The sequence below is a fragment of the Paraburkholderia sp. EG286B genome, from assembly GCF_040965655.1.
In the GTDB taxonomy this organism is placed as follows: domain Bacteria; phylum Pseudomonadota; class Gammaproteobacteria; order Burkholderiales; family Burkholderiaceae; genus Paraburkholderia.
Window position 1 is genome coordinate 296,698 of record NZ_JBFRCF010000010.1, and the last position, 20,867, is coordinate 317,564.

The window sequence follows — 20,867 nt, forward strand, 5'->3', positions numbered from 1 at the left end:
CATGCGTGCTCAGGCGGAAAGCGCCGCGGCGCGTGCGCCTGTATAGCCGAGTTCGGCGGAGATCGCATCGGCGCAGGCCTGCAGGCGTTCGAGGTAGTCGGGAATCTCGGCGCGGCCGATGCGCATTTCCGGCCCCGAAATGGCGACGGCGGCCACCGTCGCGCCCGACATATCGCGCACCGGCGCGGAGATCGCCACCGCGCCTGCCGTCACTTCGCCGAGACTCACGGCATAGCCCTTGCGCGCGATCGCATCGAGTTCCTCGACGAGCGCGATCAGGTCCGGCGCCTCGGGCATCTTCTTCATGCGCGCGAGATAGTCGGTGCGTACGGCACCCGGTGCGAACGCGAGCAGCACCTTGCCCGAAGCGCCGTGATTGATCGACCGGCGGTTGCCCACCGCGCCCACGGCGCGCACTTGGTGCGTGGTCTCGCAGCGCGCGACGCAAACCGTCTCGAGGCCCTCGCGCACGCGCAGCACGATCGTCTCGTTGATCGCCTGGTTGAGCGCGAGCATGTGGCGCGAGGCCGAGCGCACGAGCGTGTTTTGCTGCGTGGCCGCCACGCCCAACACGAAGGCTTGCGGACCGAGCGCGTAGGTGGAGGTTTGTGCGTCCTGCACGACATAGCGGTGCAGCTCCAGCGTGCAGAGCATGCGATAGGTGCGCGATTTGTTGATGCCCAGCTGCGTGGACAGTTCCGTGACGCCAAGGCCCGGATGCTCGGCCACATAGCTGAGCAGTTTGAGCGCGTTGTCGACGGCATCGACGATATAGGTCATGGCTAAGCTCACTTTGCGTTGAGTCGCGCGCGCACCCAGTCGGCGAGGGCGTCGGCGAAGGCGTCGAGGTCGCGCTTGAGCGTGTCGAAACCCGCATGCTTCGAAAACGCGGCCTCATCCATGTAGAGCGCGCGGTTCAGTTCGATCTGAATGCTGTGGCGGTTGCGCGCCGGATCGCTCACGGCGCGCAGCAGGTCGCCGCCCTGGTACGGCTCGTTGATCTGCACGCGATAGCCGGTGGCCGCAAAGTGATCGGCGACCCATTGCGTGAACGCCGGATCCGATGTCGTGCCGCGCCGGTCGCTGATGACGAAATCGGGGCGCGCCTCGCCCGAGTCGACGTTCATTTCGTTGCCGCGCGATTTCATGGAGTGACAGTCCACATGCCACAGCGCGCCGTGCTGCGCGTAGGCCGCCTCGGCCGCCTGCGCGAGCGCCGCGCGATAGGGGCGGTAGTACGCGTCGATGCGGTGCCGGACTTCATCGACGGAAAGCTTGCGATCGTAGAGCGCCACGCCGGGCAGCGCGTAGCGGCGGATCAGGCCCATGCCGCGACGCGTGTACGGCTCGGGCGCGAGCGGCTCGGGCCAGGGCTCGGCGAGCAGTTCGGCGTCGATGTCGGTGATGGCGCGGTTCGGGTCGATATACGCGCGCGGAAAGCGTGCGCCGATCAGCACGCCGCCGCGCGCGGGCACGCCGCCCCACAGTTCGTCGACGAACGCGTCCCACGACGTGAGGATCGCCTCGCGCGGCGCGACGGTGCCGAAGTCGTCGGGCAGCGTGATACCGCTATGCGGGGAGTCGAACACGATCGGCAGCGGCTCGGCCTGTGCCGCAATGGTGAAGCAAGGCGCGTGTTCGTCTGCCTGGGAGGAAAGTGGGCTGGTGTTCGTCATCGCTAGTCAGTTACTTGCCGCATGTTTTAGTAAATAAAACAGCGTTTTAATTTCAAGAGATAGCGTAGCGCGCGGTAAAAATTGGGCCGATTGGGGTTTCCCCTGGAATGGCGCGGTAAAAATAGCGAATTGAACCGGCTGTAACGGATTACAGCGATTTTGGCGGGCGCCGCGACGCCCCACTTCGTGTCGCGGGTTTTTGACAACTTCTTGACGGGACGGAAAGCCGACCCGAATAATAAATAATACGCTGTTTTAAACAATAAAACAAGCGGGTGATGAGGCAAGCCATCGTCAACGGGGGAGCGCAAGCGGGTAGCCGTTGCTCCGCGCCGCGCAGCGATGCCATTTCATCAGGATTGCAAAAGATAGATCGCACCTCCCGGCGCGCATCTGGAGATCAACACCAATACACGGCACATCGAATGCCAGAAGGAGAAAAACGCATGTTTCAAGCATCCCGGCGCACCCTCGCACTCGTCATCGGCGGTCTCGGTCTCGCGGCCTCGCACGCCAACGCGCAGTCGAGCGTCACGCTGTACGGCATCGCCGACGGCGGCTTCACCTACACGAGCAACCAGGGTGGCAAGTCGAACTTCCAGGCGACGGCCGGCAGCGAGCAGGGCTCGCGCTGGGGCCTGCTCGGCAGCGAGGATCTGGGCGGCGGCAATCGCGCGATCTTCCGCCTCGAGAACGGCTTCAACCTGCAGACCGGCACCGCGAGCGCGAACGGCCGCATCTTCGGCCGCCAGGCGTGGGTGGGGCTCGCGAGCGACCGCTGGGGCTCGCTCACGTTCGGCCGCCAGTACAACGCGGCGCAGGACTCGCTCGAACCGCTGCAAATGGCCGTGGAGACGTCGCAGTACGGTACGCACCCATTCGACACCGACGACCTGAACAACACGTTCCGCACCGACAACTCCGTCAAGTACGTCACGCCAAAATTCCACGGCCTGACGATCAACTCGATGTACGGCTTCAGCAACAACGCGGGCAACTTCGGGACGAACCGTTCATGGAGCGTGGGCGCGAGCTATGCGGGCGGGCCGCTGCAGTTCGGCGCAGCGTATGTGCAGCTCGATCATCCGGCCACGGACACGACCGGCGCGATTCCTTCCGACAACTACTTCACGTTCCTGAAGGGCATTACGCAGCAGCGCATCTGGGGCGCGGGCGGTGTCTACACGTTCGGCAATCTCGGCGTGGGCGCGATGTACACGAACGTCGCGTTCGAGCTGACGCCGCAAAGCCAGTACCAGCACTATCAGAACGCGGAAGTCAGCCTGCGCTATGCGATCACGCCGTCCATTCATGCCGCCATCGGCGAGACCTGGACGGGCGTGAATGCGAACGGCCAGAAGGATAGCTGGCATTACTGGCAGACGACCAGCGCTGTGCAGTACTTCCTCTCGAAGCGCACGGACGTCTATCTCGACCTCATCTATCAGCGCGCGACGAATGCCGTGGCGCAGATCGAAGGGACGTCGGGCGCATCGAGCAACGGTAATCAGTTCCTCGCGGTGACGGGCATCCGCCACAAGTTCTGATCGACTGACCCGGGCGGTCAGTTCGCGGCGCGCTCGCGCGTGCCGATCGTGCTGGCCGCCTTCGCCTGCTTCGCGGGCTTGCGCCGCGCACGCGCTTTCTTGAGCCAGATGAGCACGCCGGTCACGCTGAGCATCGCGACGACAACGCCGGTAAAGCTGATGGCGATGCGCCCCGGCAGCCCGGCGATGCGACCCGAATGCAAGGGGAATTGCGCCTGCATGAAGATGTCGCCTGCGCTGCCGCGGCCCGGAATCTGTCTGCCGAGCACCTGGCCCGTCCGCGCGTTCATGATGAGCCAGGCATTGCCGAGGCCCGCGTCGCCGTGATCGTTGCCCGCCTCGAAGTAGCCCACGCCATACACGCCGGAGGTGGGCAGCCCGAACAGTCCGCCCGGCGGCGCCGTGATGCCTTCGCGGCGGCCCATCGCGGCGGCTTCGGCCACGATGCGTTCGCGCGCGGCCGCTGCCTCGGCGGGCGTGAGCGCGGGGCCCGGCGCGACGATGCGGAACGGGTCCGGCGCGAGCGTCGAGAACACCGACACCACGGGGCGCACGACCTGCGCGCCGAGGTTCATCGAAATCGATGTCACGGCCACCACGATCAGGAGTCCCCAGAGCCACACGCCGCCCGAGCGGTGCAGGTCGAACGTGAGCGCATAGCCGCCGCGCTTCACGCGAAAGGCGAGCGACTTGCGCCAGCTCTTCAGGCTCGGGAAGGCGAGCACGATCGCGATGAAGCCGTCGAGCAGCCATACCATCCCGACCACGCCCATCGTCCAGACGCCGAAGTCGATGCCCATTTTCGTCGGCATGAACAGCGTGTAGTGGAGCCGGTAGAGGAAGGGGATCAGGTTCTGGCGCGCAAGCGAAGCCTTGCCCCACATGCGGCGGCCTTGCTCCTCGCCCGTGACGGGGTCGAGCGCGACCTGGTTGAAGTCGAGCGCATAGGGCGTCTGGTTCGCAGGGTTCAGGCGCGGCGCCACCTGCGCGATCCAGGTATGGCCGGGCTCGACGGAAAGCGGCATGAAGGTCACGACCGCGTGCGGTTCTGCGGCCTCGAGACGCTTCGCGAGTTCGAGCGCGGGCAGCGGCGTGCCCGGCGTCGCGCTACGGAAGAACGTTGGATTGAGCAGCGCGTCGAGTTCGTGGTCCCACGCGATCACCGCGCCGGTCAGTCCGGCGAGGAACAGGAAGGCCGCGGTGCCAAGACCGAACCAGCGGTGCAGGCGGACCAGCAGCGGTCTCATGCAAAACCTCGGCTCGCCGGCCGGGGCGCGGGGGCGAACGCGATCACGATTGGGCTCACGGCAAACTTGAAAAATACTGCAAATAGGAATCGTTTGCATTCTACGGATCGATCGTCGAAGGCGCAAGCTTTGCGAAAGGGGGGATATGGGGGCGGAAGAAGCGCGGAACGCGCAGAATCGGCCGCGGCGCTCGCGAGACGTCGTCGCGAGTGCCGCTACAGCCATCAGACGCGATGCCCGGCCGTGGCGACCGGGCGTGCGATCACACGGGGTCCTTGTCCGGCGGCCCCTCGGGCTGCTGCGGTTCGTCTTTGTGATGGCCCGGTGCCGGTGGGGTGAGCGGGTCGCGTTCGGGGTCCCGGGTCGGATCGGCGAGTGGATCGGGAAGCGGATTCGTGTGCGAGCAGATCATCGCGAGGTCCTTTTGCGCTAGCGTGCGGCCGTGTGGTGCGCGTCACCCTATAGCGTAGGCGATCGATTGCATGCCTGGCACCCGCAATTGAACAATCGCCGCGGGCGAGTCGCGAGTGCGCGCGAATCAGAGCCCGTTGAGGTCGGCGGGCGTGTCGACGTCGCGCAGAATGCCCGGGTCGTCGACTTCGACGCGCGTCAGCGGGTGGGTGTTGAGCAGGGCGCGGGCGCCCGCGTCGCCGTCGAGCGCGACGAGCGCCGCGCGATGCGCGTAGCCGAAGCCCACCGGATGTCCGCGCTGCCCGCGATAGAACGGCGCGACGAGCGATGCGCCGCCATCCAGTGTGCGCGCCACGGCTTCGATCGATTCGACGGCAATGCAGGGCATGTCGGCCAGCGCGACGATCCAGCTTTCCGCTTCATGATCGGCTTCCACGCCCGCAGCGAGGCTCGCGCCCATGCCGCGCGCGGCGTCGGGGGCGAACACCACGTCGCAGCCGGCGTCGTTGAGCACATGCGCGAGTGTTTCGGCCCCGGGACGTACCACGGCGATCACTTTGGGTACGACGCGCAGCAACCGTTGCGCGGACTCGCGCGCGACGCACGTGCCTTCAGGGAGGGGGGCGAGGAGCTTGTTGCGCAGTCCGTTGGGATCGAAGCGCGAACCGGTGCCGGCGGCGAGCAACACGCCGGTGGCGAACGAAGCATAGGCCATGGGTGTGGTACGCCCGCGAAGAGGGTGAGCAGTGATTGTGCGGCGCAAGCGCGCGTGAGGCAAGCCCCGCGCGCCGCATATGCCTTGCTTCGTCTTGCATTTGGCGACCGCTCATGCACTGTGCCTGTGCAGAGCCTGCACGGCAGACCCTCGGTCACACGAGCGAATTCGTCTGCGGGACGACCTTGTCGAGCGTAATCGGCAAATCGCGCACGCGCACGCCGGTGGCGTGATACACGGCGTTCGCAATGGCCGCCGGCACGCCGGTAATACCGATCTCGCCGATGCCGCGCACGCCGAGCGGATTGAAGCGCAGATCGGGTTCGCCGACGAACAGTACGTCCAGCTCGCCGATGTCCGCGTTCACGGGCACGTGGTATTCGGCGAGATTGTTGTTCGCAATGCGGCCCATGCGCGTGTCGAAGAGACCCTCTTCGTGCAGGGCCGTTCCCACGCCCCATACCATGCCGCCCATCAACTGGCTGCGCGCCGTCTTTTCGTTGAGCACGCGTCCCACGTCGTACGCGCCGACGATGTGCGCCACGCGTATCGTGCCGGTATCGGCATCGACGTGCACTTCGGCGAACACGGCGCCGAATGAGTGAAACGCATACTGCTGCTTCTCCGCGCCTGGCTTCGTCGCGACCTGCGCCTCGAGCGGCTGGCCGCCCGCGCGGGCGATGACGGCCGCGGCGGGATCGCGTCGCGAGCTGTCGCTGCGGCTCACGACCCAGCCGTCCTGCACGGTCACGTCGTCCGCGGCGAGTCCGTAGACGGGCGAGCCGCGATCGCCGCGCGCGAGCGCGACGAGCTTGTCGCGCACGGCCGTGCACGCGGCCTGCACGGCGGGCGAGACGCTCGCCGCCGACTGCGAGCCGCCCGAAACCGGCGCGACCGGCAAGGTCGAATCGCCCAGCGCAAAGCGGATGCGGTTGGGCGGAAAGCCGAGCGCGTCGGCGGCCACCTGGGTCATCACCGTGTAGGTGCCGGTGCCGATGTCCTGCGTGCCCGACGCGACCATCGCGTTGCCGTCGGGCAGGATGCGCGCCACGGCGGCGGCTTCGCTGCGGTTCGCGGGATACGTCGCGCTCGCCATGCCGAGGCCGACGAGCGTATTGCCGTTGCGCATGGCGCGCGGCGTGTTGACGCGCCGCGACCAGTTGAAGCGTTGCGCGCCCGCCTCGTAACATTGGCGCAGCGCTTTCGACGACCACGGCTTACCGTCCTGCGGCTCGCTTTCCGCGTAGTTCTTCAGGCGCAGCGCAACCGGGTCCATTTTCAGTTGCCACGCCAGCTCGTCCATGGCCGATTCGAGCGCGAACGAGCCCGTGGTTTCACCGGGCGCGCGCATGAAGGTCGGTGTGCCGACATTCAGGGGTACGACACGATGGCTCGTGCTGCAATTGGGCACCGCGTACATCATGCGCGTGACGAGGCCGCACATCTCGAGCCAGTCTTCGAACGTGGACGTGTGAGCGAGCGTATCGTGGCGCAGGCCCGTGAGTGTGCCGTCCGCGCGCGCGGCGAGCGAGAGATGCTGCTCCGTGTGCGGGCGCGAGCCGACCGGCCCGAACATTTGCGGCCGCGCGAGCGCGAGCCGCACGGGGCGGCCCGTCTGCTTCGCGGCCATCGCGCACAGGCTCACGTGCGACCACGACGAACCCTTGCAGCCGAAGCCGCCGCCGAGGAACGGCGAGATCACGCGCACGTTGTCGGGCGCGATGCCGAACACGGCCGCCACCGCGTTGCGCGCGCCGCTCACGCCCTGAGTGGCGTCGTAGAGCGTGAGGTCCGGGCCGTCCCAGTGCGCCATCGTCGCGTGCGGCTCCATCGGGTTGTGGAACTGCGTGGGCGTGGTGTAGACCGCCTCGAAGCGCACCGCGCCTTCGTGCAACCCGGCTTCGACGTTGCCGCGTGTCGATTCGACCGGGCGGCCCATCGGGCTGGGCGGCGCGTGCGCGTCGCCTTTCGCGCGGTTGAAGTCGAGCGTGGCCTGGATCGGCGCGTAGACGATGCTGACGTGGCGCGCGGCATCGGTGGCGTGTTCCAGCGTGTCGGCCACCACGACCGCAACCGGCTCGTTGCTGTAGCGCACGACGTTGTCCTGCAGCAGCGTGAGGTGCCGTCCCGCCGGCGGCTTGAGCGGCGAGCGCCCGCCGTTGGGCAGCCGCATCGCGGTCTGGTACGTCATGACGAGCAGCACACCGGGCATGGACTGCGCGCGGCTCGCGTCGATCGACGTGATCGTGCCGCTCGCAATCGTGCTCGTGACGAGCACGGCATGGGCGAGCCGCGTTTCGGGGAAATCGCTCGCGTAGAGGGCGCCGCCCGTGACCTTGAGCATGCCGTCGATACGGTCCATCGGTTGTCCGGTCAGCGTGCTCATGCGAAATCTCCGGTGTTGTTGCCTTGCGTGCCGGCGGCGGCGAGCATCGTCGAGCGGACGATCGCGCGTTGCGCGAGCCCGACCTTGAACGCATTGCCGCTCAACGGCTTTGCCTGCGCGAGTTCCGCCGCGGCGGCCTCGCGCAGCGTCGACGCGTTGAGCGTCTTTCCCGCGAGATGTTGCTCCGCCGCGCTCGCGCGCCAGGGCCGATGCGCGACGCCGCCCAGCGCGATGCGCGCCGTGCGGATGCGGTGGCCGTCGAGTTGCAGCGCGCTCGCGACCGAGACGAGCGCGAAGGCATAGCTCGCGCGGTCGCGGATCTTGAGGTAGTGCGCGTGCTCGCTGAACACCGGTGGCGGCAGGTCGACCGAGGTAATCAGTTCACCTGACTGAAGCGCCGTGTCGAGATCGGGCCGCTCGCCGGGCAGGCGATGAAACGACGCGAACGGGATCGTGCGTGCGCCGCCCGGACCGCTCACCTGCACGGTCGCGTCGAGCGCCGCGAGGGCAACGCTCATGTCGGATGGATTAACGGCCACGCATTGTGCGCTTGCGCCGAGGATTGCATGCATGCGGTTGAAGCCGCCAATCGCCGCACAGCCGCTGCCGGGCGCGCGCTTGTTGCATTGGGTGAACGCGGTGTCGTAGAAGTACGGACAGCGCGTGCGTTGCATGAGATTGCCGCCCACGGTGGCCATGTTGCGCAGTTGCGGCGAGGCGCCGGCGAGCAGCGCCTGCGAGAGCAGCGGATAGCGCGTGCGCACGAGCGTGTGATTGGCCGCGTCGCTGTTGCGCACGAGCGCGCCGATGCGCAGGCCGCCGTTGGGCAGCGTTTGAACCTGATCGAGCGCTTCGATGCGCGTGATGTCGATGAGCGTGACCGGATGCGCGACGCCGCCCTTCATGAGATCGAGAAGATTCGTGCCGCCGCCGATGAACACGGCACCGGGACGCTGCGCAGCGGCAATCGCGCCGTTCACGTCGGCGGCGCGCTGGTACGAGATGGCATCCATTTGTGTGCCTCCGTGCTCAGGCGCCGGCCGTGTGCGCGTCGCGCACGGCGGCCACGATGTTGACATAGGCGCCGCAGCGGCAGATGTTGCCGCTCATGCGCTCGCGGATTTCGGCATCGCTGAGTTGCGCGGGGCGTGCGCGCACGTCGGGTGTGGCGGCGCTCGCGGCGCCTGCCGCGAATTCGCTCAGGCATGCCGTGGCCGAACACAACTGGCCCGGCGTACAGAAGCCGCACTGGAAGGCGTCGTGCTCGATAAAGGCGCGCTGTACGGGACTCAGCGTTGCCACGCCCGCGAGCCCTTCGACGGTGGTGATGCGCTGGCCTTCGTGCATCACGGCGAGCGTGAGGCAACTGTTGATGCGCCGCCCTTCGACGAGCACCGTGCAGGCGCCGCACTGGCCGCGATCGCAGCCCTTCTTCGTGCCGGTGAGGCTTGCATAGTCGCGCAGCGCATCGAGCAGCGTGACGCGCGGTTCGATATGCAGCGCGTAAGCGCGCCCGTTGATGTCGAGCCTGACCGGTTGCGCGGGCGCGGGCGGCGGCGCTTCGGTGGGGGCGGTGGCAGGCGGCGCATTCTGTGCATGCAGATGAGGCGTCGCGCCCAACGCGGCAGCGGCGGCGGCCGATTGCAGAAAGCGGCGGCGGGTGACGTCGGCGGGCACGCGGGAGGGGGAAGCTTGGGAGGCGTCGTCGCAATCGCACGGCGCATCGAGGGGACGTTCGTTGGACATGGCGATCTGCGGACTCCAGGATGAAGACGGAACGTAATCCGGGACTTCAGGCGCTGGCCGCGCGGGGTTGCGCAGGGCTTCGTCGCGCAGCGGCGCGCCTCTTTCGTGAAGCAATTCCGGTGCCGCGGTTGCTCGGCCGGGCATCGCAGAACTGCAAATTGCACTTCTCGAACACGAAAGTAAAGCGCTTACATGTGAATTTTTCGCTGCATATTGCTTGATGGCGCAACGCTGTCGCATGGCTGACGCGAGTCCGGCGCGAAGCTGACGCCGTGGACAGAAACGCAATGCAGCGCGAGGGAAAAGCGTATTGAAAGATGGTTGTGCGACGAGTCGCTCCGCGCAACGCGTACGCTATGAGCGGTCTTCCTGAAGGTAACGATGCACGAAGGCGATCGCCATGCTGCCTTCGCCGACGGCCGAGGCGACACGCTTGACCGGGCTCAGCCGCACATCGCCGCAGGCAAAGATGCCGGGTACGCTCGATTCGAGGAGGTAGGGATCGCGCCGGTGCGACCAGCGCCCGGCTTTCACGGCATCGTCGCCGGTCAGCACGTAGCCGCGCTTGTCGCAGGCGATCTCCGGCGGGAGCCAGCCCGTCTCCGCGTCCGCGCCGATGAACACGAACAAGCCGCCGCATTCGCGCCGGCTCACGCTTGCGCTGGCCGTATTGAGCACGTCGATGGCGTCGAGGTGCGTCTCTCCATACACGCCGACGACTTCCGAGTTCAGTTCGACGCGGACGTTCTCCTTTCCCACCAACTGCTCGACGAGATAGCGCGACATCTTGTTCTCGAGCGACTCGCCGCGCACGATGAGCGTCACGGCGCGCGCATGATTGGCGAAGTACAGCGCGGCCTGTCCCGAAGAATTTCCGCCGCCGATTAGATAGATGTCGAGCCCGTGCGTGCCGCTCGCTTCGCTGCGCGCCGCACCGTAATAGATGCCTTTGCCGATGAAGCGGTCGAAGCCTTCGATCGCCAGCCGCCGCCAGGTGACGCCCGTCGCGAGAATGAGCGTGTGCGCGCGCACCACGTCGCCGCCGTCGAGGTGGACTTCGCGCGCCGCGGTATCGACGCGTGCAACCGCGCGCGTGACGAGGATCTCGGCGCCGAGGCGCTTCGCCTGCTGCAGCGCGCGGCTCGCCAGTTCGTCGCCGGATATGCCGCCAGGAAAGCCCAGATAATTTTCGATGCGCGAAGAGGTGCCGGCCTGGCCACCCGGTGCTTCACGCTCGACCACGATGGTACGGAGTCCTTCCGACGCGCCATAGACCGCCGCGGCAAGACCCGCCGGGCCGCCGCCGATGATCAGCGTGTCGTATTCCGCGAGACGCGGCTGGGTTTGCAGCCCCAGGCGCTCCGCCAGGTCGCGCGTCGCGGGGCGGCTCAGCAGGGTGCCATCGGCGAGGCGCAAGGTGGGGCAATGCTGTTCTTCGGGGCAGGGGCCGTTCCAGCGTGTCTTGAGTTCGGGCGCGTCGGGCGTGATCCACTCGCAGCTGATCTGGTTGCGCGCGAGAAACTGGCGCAGGTTCGCGCACGCCGGGTCCCAGCGCGCGCCAACGAGCGTGACGCGTGTTTTCGGCGGTTCCGCGGAAAGGCCCTGCAAGCCGCCGATGCGTTCGCGGGCGAGCGCGCCCATGCGCGTGGCGACGTCCGGGGAGGCGGCAGCAAGCGCGTAGTAGTGCTGCGCGTCCACGCGCATCACGCGCGAGGGAAGGGCTGCGCGATACGCGCCGGGAAAGGGCGAGCTGAGCGCGAGCGGCACCTCGCCGAAGATCGTGCCGGGCAAGCGCCATCCCAGCGTGCGCTCGATGCCGTCGAACAGCTTGACGACCTCCATCTTGCCGGACAGCACGGCATAGAGCGCGCGCTCGCCGCCTTCGTGCACGGCGTACTCACCGGGACTCAGGTGCAGGTCGGCGCAGGTGTGCGCGAGGCGTTCGAGTTCGGCTTCGGGGAGCGTGGAGAAAAGCGGGACCGCGCGGATTTCTTCTGTGGTCAGCATGGCTTCGCAACGTAGCGGGAACGCAGGAAACGACGACGGGACAACGGCGCGGGAACGTACTTTCGTGGCGCGGCATGGCCGCTTTTTTGACGTCTCATGCAGTATAGGCGGTGCGCATGCGGACATTCGCCTTATCAATCGACTGACGAATTGCGCGCGAGTCAATCGAGAGGATCGCTAACCATGCCACCGGTGTCCAGCGCAGCCACGGCCTCGCGCAGCCACACGAGCGCCGGATCGGCGTGATTGCGCGGATGCCATGCCGCATGCATCGAAAAGCCGCGTGCCTCGAACGGCAGCTCGAACAGGTCCACGCGGTCCTGGTAGCGTGCGACGAGCCGGTAGGGCAGCGTCGCCACGTAGTCCGTGCGCGTGAGCACCTCGGGCACGAGCGTGAAGTGCTGTACCGAGTGCGCCACGCGGCGGCGGCGGCCGAGCGCTTCGAGATGTTCGTCCATGAAGCCGAAGAAGCTCGCGCCGCTGGTCGAGACGAGCACGTGCTCGAGCGCGCAATAGCTGTCCAGGTCGAACGGCGCCGCGCCGCGCGGGTGCCCTTTGCGCTGCGCCACGACGAAGCGTTCGTCATAGAGCTTTCTGGCCTTGAGCGTTGGCGGCACCTGCTGCGCGGAGCCGAGCAGCAAATCGATTTCGCCGCGCTCGAAGCGCTCCGCGAGCGAACCGGATTCGATCGCGATGAACGCCAGTTGCAGCCCAGGCCCCGCCAGACGCGGCCACGCGATCATCAGCGGCAGGCCGAGCACGGCCACGCACTGGTCGCTCGCGGCGACCACGAAGCGCCGCTTACCCGTGAGCGGATCGAATGCCGGCTCGCGGCGCACCACCGTTTCGAGCGTCTCGAGCGCCGCATGCAGCGGCGCCATCAGCTCGAGCGCGCGCGCCGTGGGCGTCATGCCGCGGCCATTGGCGGCGGGGATGAGCAGCGGGTCGTCGAAGAGCTGGCGCAGCCGCGCGAGCTGCGCCGACACGGCCGGCTGCGTGAGATTCAGGCGCGCGGCGGCGCGCGTCACGTTCGACTCGGCGAGCAGGGCGTCGAGCGACACGAGCAGGTTCAGGTCGACGCCAGAGAGATCAATCACGATGATAGGTGCAATGTCGGCAATTGATTTCAAGAATACGTCTCGCTCGCCTACAGTTCAATCCGTCAGATGCACACCCTTTCCACTAGGAGAAGCCATGAAAGCCTGGATGCTCGATCAACCCGGCCTGCCGCTCGCGCTGCGCGACGTGCCGCAACCCGAACCGCGCCGCGGCGCGCTGCTGGTGGGCGTGGAGGCCGTGCCGCTCCTGAGCTATACGCGCCAGTACGTGCAGGGCAAGCTGCCCTACGGCTACCCGCAGGGGCCGTTTTCGCCGGGCACCAACGGCATCGGCCGGGTGCTCGCGGTCGGTGCAGGCGTGTACGGCTATCGCGTCGGCCAACGCGTGGCGCTGAGCCCCTACTGGATCGCCGACGAGGCGCTGCGCGAGCCCGCCCAGGCGCTGCTCGGGCTCACGGCGATCAGCCCGGACAGCGGGCCCATGCTCGACGATTTCCCGCACGGCACGCTGCGCGAGGCGGTCGAGTTTCCGGCCTCGACGGTGTTCCCGCTCGATGGCCTCGATCACGTGCCCTCGGCGCAGCTCGCGGCGCTCGGCAAGCTCGTGGTGCCGTTCGGCGGCCTGCGGCGCGGCCGGCTCGCGGCAGGCGAAACCGTGGTGGTGAACGGCGCGGCCGGCGCGTTCGGCTCGGCGGCCGTGCTCGATGCGCTCGCGCTCGGCGCGGGCCGTGTGGTGGCGCTCGGGCGGCGCGCGGCGGCGCTGGCGCCGCTCGCGAAGCTCGGCGGCGGACGTGTGGTCACCGTCGCGCTCAGCGGCGAGATGGCGCGCGACCTGGAGGCCATCCGCGCGGCCGCGAACGGCGGCGCCGATCTCGCCTTCGACATGGTGGGCCACGCCACCGACCCGGGCGCCACGCTCGCCGCGCTGCGCAGCCTGCGCCGCAACGGCCGCATGGTGCTGATGGGCAGCATGGAGGTGGAGTTGCCGATCAAGTATGGCGAGATGCTCATCAACAACTGGGAGTTGATGGGCCACTTCATGTACAGCGGAGCCGACTACCGTGCGCTGATCGCGCTCGTGCAGTCCGGGCAATTGCCGCTCGATGCGATCGACGTGCAGCGCCACGCGTTCGATGCACTGGAGAGCGCGATCGACGCGGCGGAAAAGGCACAAGGGCTGACCTGCGTGACGGTTTGCACGTCGTCAGGCGTTTGAGCACGCCATCAGCAAATCGGCCCGCAAGCGCGACTTGACGCTTGCGGGCCGATGACGTTGCGAGTGCAACGAGGCTCAGTCGATGCCGTGGAACACGGCGTCGTCCGGGCCGAGGTACGCGGGCGGACGCCACACGGCGTCGCGCATCGAATGCTGCACGAGATTTTCCACGCCCAGCAGCACCGCGAAAATCGCCATGCGCACCGGAATGCCGTTGTCGGTCTGGCGGAAGATCGCGAGGCGCGGATCGTGGTTCAGATCGGTCGAGAGATCGTTCGCGCCCGGGCGGCTATCGCGCGGCAGCGGGTGCATCACGAGCGTTTCAGCGCTGCAGCACTCGTCCATCGTTGCCTGGTTGATCTGGAATTCGGGCGTGTAGCCTTCGAACGACTCGTCGGCGAAGCGCTCCTTCTGGATGCGCGTGGCGTACACCACGTCCGCGCCGCGCAGGCCTGCGCGCAGATCGTGTGTCTGCTCGACCACATGGCCGTTGGTCGAGATCTTGTCGACGATGTACGCCGGCATTTCGAGCTGCGGCGGCGAAATGAGCGTGAACTTGATGCCGCGATAGAGCGCGAGCAGCTTCACGAGCGAGTGCACCGTGCGGCCGTACTTGAGGTCGCCCACGAGCGCGATATGTGCGCCGTCGACGATCTTGCCCAGACGCGAGAACTCGCGCTGGATCGTGTAGAGGTCGAGCAGCGCCTGGCTCGGGTGCTCGCCGGGACCGTCGCCGCCATTGATCACGGGGATGTTCACTGCACGCGCGAATTCGGCCACCGAGCCTTGATCAGGATGTCGAATCACCATCGCATCCACGTAGCCGGCCATCACGCGGCTCGTGTCGTAGATCGATTCGCCCTTGGCCATCGAGGAGAACGTGAAGCCGGTCGTGTCGCACACCGAACCGCCCAGGCGGCAGAACGCGGCGCCGAAGCTCACGCGCGTGCGCGTGCTGGCCTCGAAGAACAGGTTGCCGAGCACCGCGCCTTCGAGCACGCGCGAGATTTTCCGGCGGCGCGCGATGGGCTGCATGATATCGGCCACGCGGAACAGGGCCTCGACGGAGTCGCGCGAGAACTGGTCCACGGAAAGCAGTTGCGGCTTGCCCTCGAACTGCATCTGGCTGGCGAGCGAGCGCGGCGAGTCTACGCTTTGCGTATAGTCTTCGCGCGGCTCGCCGCTGCCGACGATTTCCGACACGAAGCGCTCGACGATCTCCGGCATGGCGCGCGATTCCTGCGACTCTTCGGGCAGCAGCCACGTGTCGAGCGCACGACGCGACACGCCGATGCGGCTCGCAAATGCGTCGCGGGTCATGTTCAGACGCCGCATGGCGTCACGGAGGAAGGCTTGTTGCGGAACGCTCATGCTGGCACCCGTGATTTCTGGTTAATGTACGCGGTGCGTATATTAGTTCGGTGGCGCGAGAAGTCAAGTTCTTTTGTCGGAAGAGCGCTCGAGAGACCCTGCGGGCACGAGTGAGCGCGTACCCTCGCGCAGCACGCCGCCTGGTGGCGCCCGCCCGCAACCGCGCGATCCCGGTTACACTGCGCGACATGCTACGTCACCCGCTCCGCCACGATCTGCCGAATTTCACCGCCGCCACGCGCGCGGTGTCGTCACTTGCGCAGGCCGCATCGGTGTGGGTGAAAGCCAAAGCCAAAAAACAGCCGCTCATCTGACCGGAGTCTGCTGTTCCGTCAGATGTGCGACGGAACAGCCAGCCGAAGGCGCCCTGCCTTCCGCCCCACTCCCGGCTTGCTTCCCTCCTGCGCACCGCTGAACGGACCTTCCATACGGTCGAGTTCAAGGGAAAGTCATGTCAGAGTTTTCGGGTATCTGGATTCCGCTCATCACGCCGTTCAACGCCGGTGCAGTCGATCATGCTGCGCTCGACGCGCTCGTGCGCCACTACGTCGAGGCCGGAGTGGCCGGCTTCGTCGCGCTCGGCACGACCGGCGAGCCCGCCGCGCTGAGCGACGCGGAAGCGGACGACGTGCTCGCCACCGTGCTGGCGTCGGCGGGCGGGCTGCCGGTCGTGGCGGGCGTGAGCGGCAATCACACGGCGGCCGTCTGCGAGCGGATCGCGGCGCTCAACGAGCGGCCCGTCGCGGGCGTGCTGGCGGCCGCGCCTTACTACATCCGCCCATCGCAGGCGGGTGTGATCGGCCACTTCGCCGCGCTCGCCGATGCGAGCCGCAAGCCCCTGATCGTCTACGACATCCCCGCGCGCACGGGCGTGCACATCGAGTTGCCGAGCCTGCTCGAACTTGCCGCGCACGAGCGCATCGTCGCGGTGAAGGACTGCGGCGGCTCGCTCGACAAGACGCTCGCGCTGATTCTCGACGGCCGTTTGCAGGTGCTTTGCGGCGAGGACATCGACATGTTCGGCGCGATGTGCGCGGGCGCGAGCGGGGCGATTGCGGCGTCGGCGCATTGGCGGCCAGAGCGCTTCGTGGGGATGGCGCGTGCGATGCAGGAAGGGCGTCTCGCCGATGCGCGCGCGATCTGGCACACGCTGGTGCCGCTCGTGCGCGCCGCGTTCGCGGAGCCGAATCCGGGACCGGTGAAGGCGGGGCTGGCTGCGTGCGGGCGGATCCGCAATGAACTGCGCGCGCCGATGACGCGTGTGAGCGGTGAACTGGAGGCGTCGCTGGCGCGCCTCGTGATTTGATGCTGCCCGTGCGGGAAGCGCGCGTGGCGGGATGAGATGGCGGCGGTGGAAGTACAAACTGCGGCTTGTGCCGCCGTGAGTACGCCGCCCGGAAGCGGCGCGTCTAGCGCGCCGCGCGTGCGTTCGCGGTGCTGGACGCGCGGCGGCGGCGCGTGCGGGGGCGTTCGACTGCGGCGGGTTCGCCGTTCAGCAGAATGCGGCGGCCGGGCACGTGCTGCGCAACGAGGCGCGCGATATCGAGCGCCGTGCTTTCGGCGGGCACGACCTGGCGGCGGGCGCTGTCGTCGAGCGGCGTCGTCCATTCGACCAGGCGGTAAGCGCGGCCCCAGGGATGCTGGAGCGGCGTGGAGACCCGGCACGACGCGACCGTCGAAGCGGCGCCGTCGCGCAGCAGGGACTGCAGGTGCACTAGCACATCGTCTTCAACCATGACCTCGCTCCTCCTACGCTTGCCGCGCAAAAAAATGCCGCCGATGTTCCGGCGGCTCAACAGGGGTTGAGCCTATGGTTGCAGCAAAGAATTAAACCAACCTTAAGAGAGGGGCTGGGGCGATGGGGGCCCGGGTGTGACCGGCGCGGCCAATGGATGGAGCGGCGCGAGCCCTATGCGGGCTTGCGCCATGCAGGAAAATGCGGCGGGGTGTGCGGCCGGCCTGCGTATGGTCGGCACAAAGACAAGCAGACAGACGGCGATTAGTGCGGCTTCGTGCCATTTTGCCGCAGTGTCGCACGCGTCTTGCGCGCGGCGAAAAGCGGCAGATAGTCCTGGATGCGCGCTTGCGCTCGATATTCATTGAGCGTTTCGGCGTAGATGCGCGCGACCGTTTCCTCCGGCGTGTTGGTTTCTTCGGCGATGGTATGGACGATCTCGGCAGCATCCGCGGTCTTCGGCATGACTTGGCTCCGGTCAGCGAGGAGGGGTTGGCGGGGGGCTTTCCATTCAAGGACATCCGGGCGCGGGATACCAATTGAATCCACCTATCGGGCAAAAAACGCCGCAAGCGGGTCGCAGGCGTGATCTGTCTGAGCTTTGGCGCCTGCTCGCGCGAGCGCTGTATTTTCAGGGCTTCCAGCGCAAAACGGCCACGGCGAGACAGAATGTCTGCGCCGTGGCCGCCTGATGGCATGCGGCCATGGGCCGCACGCGTTCTGCTTATGTCAGCTTTACGCCGCGGTTTCGAGCGACGGGTAGTCCGTGTAGCCCGTTTCGCCGCGCGCGTAATACGTCGACGGATTCGGCGCGTTGAGCGGCGCGTTCAGTTCGAAACGGCGCGGCAGGTCGGGGTTCGCGATGAAGAGCTGACCCCACGCGACCGCGTCGGCTTCGCCTGCCGCGAGCACGGCCTGCGCCGATTCCAGCGAGAACTTTTCGTTCGCGATGAACGGACCGCCGAATTCGGCCTTCAGCTGCGGCCCGAGACGGTTGTCGCCAAGCGATTCGCGCGCAAAGAGGAACGCGATTTTGCGCTTGCCCAGCTCGCGCGCCACATAACCGAACGTCGCCGCCGGGTTCGAATCGCCCATCGTGTGAGCGTCGCCGCGCGGTGCGATATGCATGCCCACGCGATTCGCGCCCCACACGTCGATACACGCGTCGGTGATTTCGAGCAGCAGGCGCGCGCGATTTTCGATCGAGCCGCCATAGGCGTCCGTGCGCTGGTTGGTGCTGTCCTGCAGGAACTGGTCGAGCAGATAGCCGTTCGCGCCGTGAATTTCCACGCCGTCGAACCCGGCCGCCTTCGCGTTGACGGCGCCCTGGCGGAACGCGGCGATCACGCCCGCGATCTCTTCGGTTTCGAGCGCGCGCGGCGTGACGAAGCCGCGCTGCGGACGCACGAGGCTCACGTTGCCTTGCGGCGCAACGGCGCTGGGCGCCACCGGCAGCTCGCCGTTCAGGAACACAGGGTCGGACACACGGCCGACGTGCCACAGCTGCAGGAAGATGCGGCCGCCCGCGGCATGCACCGCATCGGTCACGATCTTCCAGCCTGCCACTTGTTCCTGCGACCAGATGCCCGGCGTTTCGGCATAGCCGACGCCTTGCGGCGTCACCGAGGTCGCCTCGCTGATGATGAGGCCGGCCGTGGCGCGCTCGGCGTAGTACTTCGCCATGAGTTCGTTGGGCACGCGCACTTCACCTGCGCGTTGACGCGTGAGCGGGGCCATGATGATGCGGTTCGGCAGCGTGAGGTCGCCGATCTGGATGGGGTCGAAAAGCGTTGCCATTGCCATGTGTAGGGTCACCTTGTCTGCGGGCGCGGCCCGCGGGCTGAAAAGCGATACGGGAATCGAAACGGACGATGCGTATTCAGCAGATGTTTCGTCGCTGAAGAATCACAACTGCGCGTTCATATGGGCGATAAACGCCTCGATGACCGGTTCGTTGCGCTTGAAGAACACCCACTGCCCCACGCGTTTGGACGTGACGAGCCCGGCCTTCTGCAACACGGCCAGATGCGCGGACACCGTGGATTGCGAAAGCTCGCAATGCGCGTCGATCTTGCCCGCGCAAACGCCGTTTTCGAGCGGCAGCTCCTGGTCGCCGAAGTGCACCTGCGGCTCGCGCAGGCACGCAAGAATCTCGCGGCGCACCGGATTGGAGAGCGCCTTGCAGATCGCGTCGACGTCTAGAGCGGGAGTGGTAGGGGAATGCTTCATCGCGGCTGCATCGTAACTGTCCGAATCATATATCGTGATTCTACGATATGGGCGATGACACTGATTTCAATAGGGTTGTCGGTACATCGCGCTTTCCCTCCCCGCTTTTGCGTGGTCTCGCGCTATGCAAAACACCGGGAAGCCATGCTTGGGAGCCGGTTGATTCGCGGGCCAGTGCCCGTTGCATCGCGCGGGTGCGCTGCTGGGTTGGCGGCGCACCCCCTCGCTCGATCTACGCCGTCGCCTGCTGCGCAACCGTGGCCGCAACTCGCACGCGGCTCACATACGCCAGCGCGGACAAACTGATCATGGCGGTCGCGATCAGCCAGTAGCTCGGCGCACTCTTGTCGCCGGTGGCGCTCAGCATCCACGTGACGATGGCCGGGGTGAAGCCGCCGAATACGGTCACGCCGATGTTGTAGCCGATCGACATGCCGGTGGCGCGCGTCGCGGCCGGAAAGATCTCGGCCATGAGCGCGGGCAGGGCGCCGAAATAGATCGACTTGAGGAGCGCGAGCCACGCGATCAGTACGAAGAGCGGCACCGCACTCTCATGGCTGGTTGCCCAGGCGAAGCCGGGGTAGGCGCTCGCGAGAAAGAGCAGCGCCACACAGGTCATCTGCGTGCGCCGCCCGATGCGGTCGGACAGATGCCCCGCGAACGGCGTGACCACGGTGAGAATCACGCCGCCCGCCATCGTCGCCGCGAAGCCGGTAGCCGCCGGCAGATGCAGCTGGCGGATCGCGAACGTGGGAATGTACTGCAGCAGATAGTTGACCGCCGTCGACACGGTCAGCAGGCCGATCGCCGTGAGCACGAGCCGCTTTTGCTGGCCCAGTACTTCGCGCACGGGCGTTTCGGTGCGCGCGGCGCGCTTGAAGTCCTCGGCGTCTTCAATGAAGCGGCGCAGATAGAGGCCCACCGGACCAATCAGCAATCCGAAGAAAAACGGCAGTCGCCAGCCCCAGGCCGCGAGGTCGGCGGGCGCCATGAGGCGGGCGAGACCATAGCCGAACGACGCCGCGAGCAGCGTGGCGAGGCCTTGCGTGGCGAACTGCCAGCTCGCGAGAAAACCGCGCCGGTGCGGCGCATGCTCGATCAGCATGGCCGTGGACGCACCGAACTCGCCGCCCGCCGAAAAGCCCTGGATGAGCCGCGCGGCGAACACCGCGAGCGGCGCGGCGAGTCCTATCGCCGCGTAGTCGGGAATCAGCGCGATGATCGCCGTGCCGACCATCATGAGGCTGACCGAGAGCATCAGCGCGGCCTTGCGTCCGCTGCGGTCGGCATAGGCGCCGAGCACCGCGCCGCCGAGCGGCCGCACGAGATACGACGCGCCGAAGGTGCCGAACGTGAGCAGCATCGAAACGGTTTCGTTGACCGCCGGAAAGAAGTGCTTGCCGATGTACACCGCGAAGAACCCGTAAATGGCGATGTCGAACCATTCGAGCGCGTTGCCGGCGGAGGTGGCGATGACGAGCCTCACAAGGCTCACGGGTTGTTTGGCGGACATGGCGGCAGGC

20 protein-coding genes and 1 pseudogene are annotated in these 20,867 nt (G+C 67.1%); 5 read left to right on the plus strand and 16 right to left on the minus strand.

Annotated elements, in window-relative coordinates; translation table 11 throughout:
* Positions 1-9: 9 nt before the first annotated feature.
* Both AB4Y42_RS23300 and AB4Y42_RS23305 read right to left on the minus strand, forming a co-directional pair.
* Complete coding sequence (locus AB4Y42_RS23300) at positions 10-780, minus strand: IclR family transcriptional regulator (RefSeq protein ID WP_368688464.1); 771 nt, start codon at positions 778-780, stop codon at positions 10-12.
* Positions 781-788: 8 nt separating this feature from the next.
* The gene (locus AB4Y42_RS23305) at positions 789-1,676 is read right to left on the minus strand and encodes an N-formylglutamate amidohydrolase (protein WP_368695462.1); all 888 of its coding nucleotides are present in this window, start codon (positions 1,674-1,676) and stop codon (positions 789-791) included.
* A gap of 446 nt (positions 1,677-2,122) precedes the next feature.
* On the opposite strand from AB4Y42_RS23305, the gene AB4Y42_RS23310 reads away from it, so the two are divergent.
* A complete protein-coding gene (locus AB4Y42_RS23310; protein ID WP_368695463.1) occupies positions 2,123-3,223 on the plus strand; it encodes a porin in 1,101 nt (366 codons plus the stop codon).
* A 17-nt stretch (positions 3,224-3,240) separates the two neighbouring features.
* Here AB4Y42_RS23310 and AB4Y42_RS23315 read toward each other — a convergent pair whose 3' ends face one another.
* The 6 genes from AB4Y42_RS23315 to AB4Y42_RS23340 form a co-directional block, all read right to left on the minus strand.
* A complete protein-coding gene (locus AB4Y42_RS23315) occupies positions 3,241-4,470 on the minus strand; it encodes a PepSY-associated TM helix domain-containing protein (RefSeq protein ID WP_368695464.1) in 1,230 nt (409 codons plus the stop codon).
* A gap of 262 nt (positions 4,471-4,732) precedes the next feature.
* Positions 4,733-4,882: a hypothetical protein gene (locus AB4Y42_RS23320; protein ID WP_176732810.1), complete on the minus strand. Its 150-nt coding sequence runs from the start codon at positions 4,880-4,882 to the stop codon at positions 4,733-4,735.
* Between the two features lie 126 nt (positions 4,883-5,008).
* Positions 5,009-5,596 carry an NTP transferase domain-containing protein gene (locus tag AB4Y42_RS23325; RefSeq protein ID WP_368695465.1) on the minus strand — a complete coding sequence of 196 codons (588 nt, stop codon included), beginning with the start codon at positions 5,594-5,596 and terminating at the stop codon, positions 5,009-5,011.
* Between the two features lie 154 nt (positions 5,597-5,750).
* Positions 5,751-7,982, minus strand: a complete 2,232-nt coding sequence (locus tag AB4Y42_RS23330) for a xanthine dehydrogenase family protein molybdopterin-binding subunit (protein ID WP_368695466.1) — start codon at positions 7,980-7,982, stop codon at positions 5,751-5,753.
* A complete protein-coding gene (locus AB4Y42_RS23335; RefSeq protein WP_368695467.1) occupies positions 7,979-8,995 on the minus strand; it encodes a xanthine dehydrogenase family protein subunit M in 1,017 nt (338 codons plus the stop codon). The genes AB4Y42_RS23330 and AB4Y42_RS23335 overlap by 4 nt, the downstream gene beginning before the upstream one ends.
* A 16-nt stretch (positions 8,996-9,011) precedes the next feature.
* Positions 9,012-9,728 (minus strand): (2Fe-2S)-binding protein, encoded by a 717-nt coding sequence (locus AB4Y42_RS23340; protein ID WP_368695468.1) that lies wholly within the window; start codon positions 9,726-9,728, stop codon positions 9,012-9,014.
* Between the two features lie 20 nt (positions 9,729-9,748).
* On the opposite strand from AB4Y42_RS23340, the gene AB4Y42_RS23345 reads away from it, so the two are divergent.
* Positions 9,749-9,949, plus strand: coding sequence for a hypothetical protein (locus AB4Y42_RS23345; RefSeq protein WP_368688456.1), 201 nt, complete (start codon positions 9,749-9,751; stop codon positions 9,947-9,949).
* Between the two features lie 133 nt (positions 9,950-10,082).
* Here the strand turns inward: AB4Y42_RS23345 and AB4Y42_RS23350 are convergent, their stop codons facing one another.
* Both AB4Y42_RS23350 and AB4Y42_RS23355 read right to left on the minus strand, forming a co-directional pair.
* Positions 10,083-11,735, minus strand: coding sequence for an FAD-dependent oxidoreductase (locus AB4Y42_RS23350; RefSeq protein WP_368695469.1), 1,653 nt, complete (start codon positions 11,733-11,735; stop codon positions 10,083-10,085).
* A gap of 161 nt (positions 11,736-11,896) precedes the next feature.
* Positions 11,897-12,865: a LysR family transcriptional regulator gene (locus AB4Y42_RS23355; protein WP_368695470.1), complete on the minus strand. Its 969-nt coding sequence runs from the start codon at positions 12,863-12,865 to the stop codon at positions 11,897-11,899.
* A 64-nt stretch (positions 12,866-12,929) separates the two neighbouring features.
* Here AB4Y42_RS23355 and AB4Y42_RS23360 point away from each other — a divergent pair, with 64 nt between their 5' ends.
* Positions 12,930-14,009 carry a zinc-binding dehydrogenase gene (locus tag AB4Y42_RS23360; protein WP_368695471.1) on the plus strand — a complete coding sequence of 360 codons (1,080 nt, stop codon included), beginning with the start codon at positions 12,930-12,932 and terminating at the stop codon, positions 14,007-14,009.
* 75 nt (positions 14,010-14,084) lie between these two features.
* On the opposite strand, the gene AB4Y42_RS23365 is transcribed toward AB4Y42_RS23360, so the two are convergent.
* Positions 14,085-15,380, minus strand: a complete 1,296-nt coding sequence (locus AB4Y42_RS23365) for an aspartate carbamoyltransferase (protein WP_368695472.1) — start codon at positions 15,378-15,380, stop codon at positions 14,085-14,087.
* A 143-nt stretch (positions 15,381-15,523) separates the two neighbouring features.
* On the opposite strand from AB4Y42_RS23365, the gene AB4Y42_RS23370 reads away from it, so the two are divergent.
* Together AB4Y42_RS23370 and dapA are read left to right on the plus strand one after the other, a co-directional pair.
* The gene (locus AB4Y42_RS23370) at positions 15,524-15,694 is read left to right on the plus strand and encodes a hypothetical protein (RefSeq protein WP_368695473.1); all 171 of its coding nucleotides are present in this window, start codon (positions 15,524-15,526) and stop codon (positions 15,692-15,694) included.
* A gap of 137 nt (positions 15,695-15,831) precedes the next feature.
* A complete protein-coding gene (dapA, locus tag AB4Y42_RS23375; RefSeq protein WP_368695474.1) occupies positions 15,832-16,686 on the plus strand; it encodes a 4-hydroxy-tetrahydrodipicolinate synthase in 855 nt (284 codons plus the stop codon).
* Positions 16,687-16,885: 199 nt separating this feature from the next.
* Here dapA and AB4Y42_RS23380 read toward each other — a convergent pair.
* From AB4Y42_RS23380 to AB4Y42_RS23400, 5 genes and pseudogenes are all read right to left on the minus strand, one after another.
* Positions 16,886-17,116: pseudogene (locus AB4Y42_RS23380) on the minus strand (DUF2866 domain-containing protein); the annotation flags it as partial.
* Between the two features lie 263 nt (positions 17,117-17,379).
* Positions 17,380-17,580 carry a DUF3562 domain-containing protein gene (locus AB4Y42_RS23385; protein WP_368688450.1) on the minus strand — a complete coding sequence of 67 codons (201 nt, stop codon included), beginning with the start codon at positions 17,578-17,580 and terminating at the stop codon, positions 17,380-17,382.
* A 270-nt stretch (positions 17,581-17,850) separates the two neighbouring features.
* Positions 17,851-18,912, minus strand: a complete 1,062-nt coding sequence (locus tag AB4Y42_RS23390) for an alkene reductase (RefSeq protein WP_368688718.1) — start codon at positions 18,910-18,912, stop codon at positions 17,851-17,853.
* Positions 18,913-19,020: 108 nt separating this feature from the next.
* A complete protein-coding gene (locus tag AB4Y42_RS23395) occupies positions 19,021-19,344 on the minus strand; it encodes an ArsR/SmtB family transcription factor (protein ID WP_368688449.1) in 324 nt (107 codons plus the stop codon).
* A 232-nt stretch (positions 19,345-19,576) separates the two neighbouring features.
* A complete protein-coding gene (locus AB4Y42_RS23400; protein ID WP_368695475.1) occupies positions 19,577-20,857 on the minus strand; it encodes an MFS transporter in 1,281 nt (426 codons plus the stop codon).
* Between the last annotated feature and the right edge of the window lie 10 nt (positions 20,858-20,867).

Bases quoted from the DNA above. Each gene is read 5' to 3' on its own strand.
- AB4Y42_RS23300 (WP_368688464.1), bottom strand. From the start codon at position 780: ATGACCTATATCGTCGATGCCGTCGACAACGCGCTCAAACTGCTCAGC.
- AB4Y42_RS23305 (WP_368695462.1), bottom strand. From the start codon at position 1,676: ATGACGAACACCAGCCCACTTTCCTCCCAGGCAGACGAACACGCGCCT.
- AB4Y42_RS23310 (WP_368695463.1), top strand. From the start codon at position 2,123: ATGTTTCAAGCATCCCGGCGCACCCTCGCACTCGTCATCGGCGGTCTC.
- AB4Y42_RS23315 (WP_368695464.1), bottom strand. From the start codon at position 4,470: ATGAGACCGCTGCTGGTCCGCCTGCACCGCTGGTTCGGTCTTGGCACC.
- AB4Y42_RS23320 (WP_176732810.1), bottom strand. From the start codon at position 4,882: ATGATCTGCTCGCACACGAATCCGCTTCCCGATCCACTCGCCGATCCG.
- AB4Y42_RS23325 (WP_368695465.1), bottom strand. From the start codon at position 5,596: ATGGCCTATGCTTCGTTCGCCACCGGCGTGTTGCTCGCCGCCGGCACC.
- AB4Y42_RS23330 (WP_368695466.1), bottom strand. From the start codon at position 7,982: ATGAGCACGCTGACCGGACAACCGATGGACCGTATCGACGGCATGCTC.
- AB4Y42_RS23335 (WP_368695467.1), bottom strand. From the start codon at position 8,995: ATGGATGCCATCTCGTACCAGCGCGCCGCCGACGTGAACGGCGCGATT.
- AB4Y42_RS23340 (WP_368695468.1), bottom strand. From the start codon at position 9,728: ATGTCCAACGAACGTCCCCTCGATGCGCCGTGCGATTGCGACGACGCC.
- AB4Y42_RS23345 (WP_368688456.1), top strand. From the start codon at position 9,749: ATGAAGACGGAACGTAATCCGGGACTTCAGGCGCTGGCCGCGCGGGGT.
- AB4Y42_RS23350 (WP_368695469.1), bottom strand. From the start codon at position 11,735: ATGCTGACCACAGAAGAAATCCGCGCGGTCCCGCTTTTCTCCACGCTC.
- AB4Y42_RS23360 (WP_368695471.1), top strand. From the start codon at position 12,930: ATGAAAGCCTGGATGCTCGATCAACCCGGCCTGCCGCTCGCGCTGCGC.
- AB4Y42_RS23365 (WP_368695472.1), bottom strand. From the start codon at position 15,380: ATGAGCGTTCCGCAACAAGCCTTCCTCCGTGACGCCATGCGGCGTCTG.
- dapA (WP_368695474.1), top strand. From the start codon at position 15,832: ATGTCAGAGTTTTCGGGTATCTGGATTCCGCTCATCACGCCGTTCAAC.
- AB4Y42_RS23385 (WP_368688450.1), bottom strand. From the start codon at position 17,580: ATGCCGAAGACCGCGGATGCTGCCGAGATCGTCCATACCATCGCCGAA.
- AB4Y42_RS23390 (WP_368688718.1), bottom strand. From the start codon at position 18,912: ATGGCAACGCTTTTCGACCCCATCCAGATCGGCGACCTCACGCTGCCG.
- AB4Y42_RS23395 (WP_368688449.1), bottom strand. From the start codon at position 19,344: ATGAAGCATTCCCCTACCACTCCCGCTCTAGACGTCGACGCGATCTGC.
- AB4Y42_RS23400 (WP_368695475.1), bottom strand. From the start codon at position 20,857: ATGTCCGCCAAACAACCCGTGAGCCTTGTGAGGCTCGTCATCGCCACC.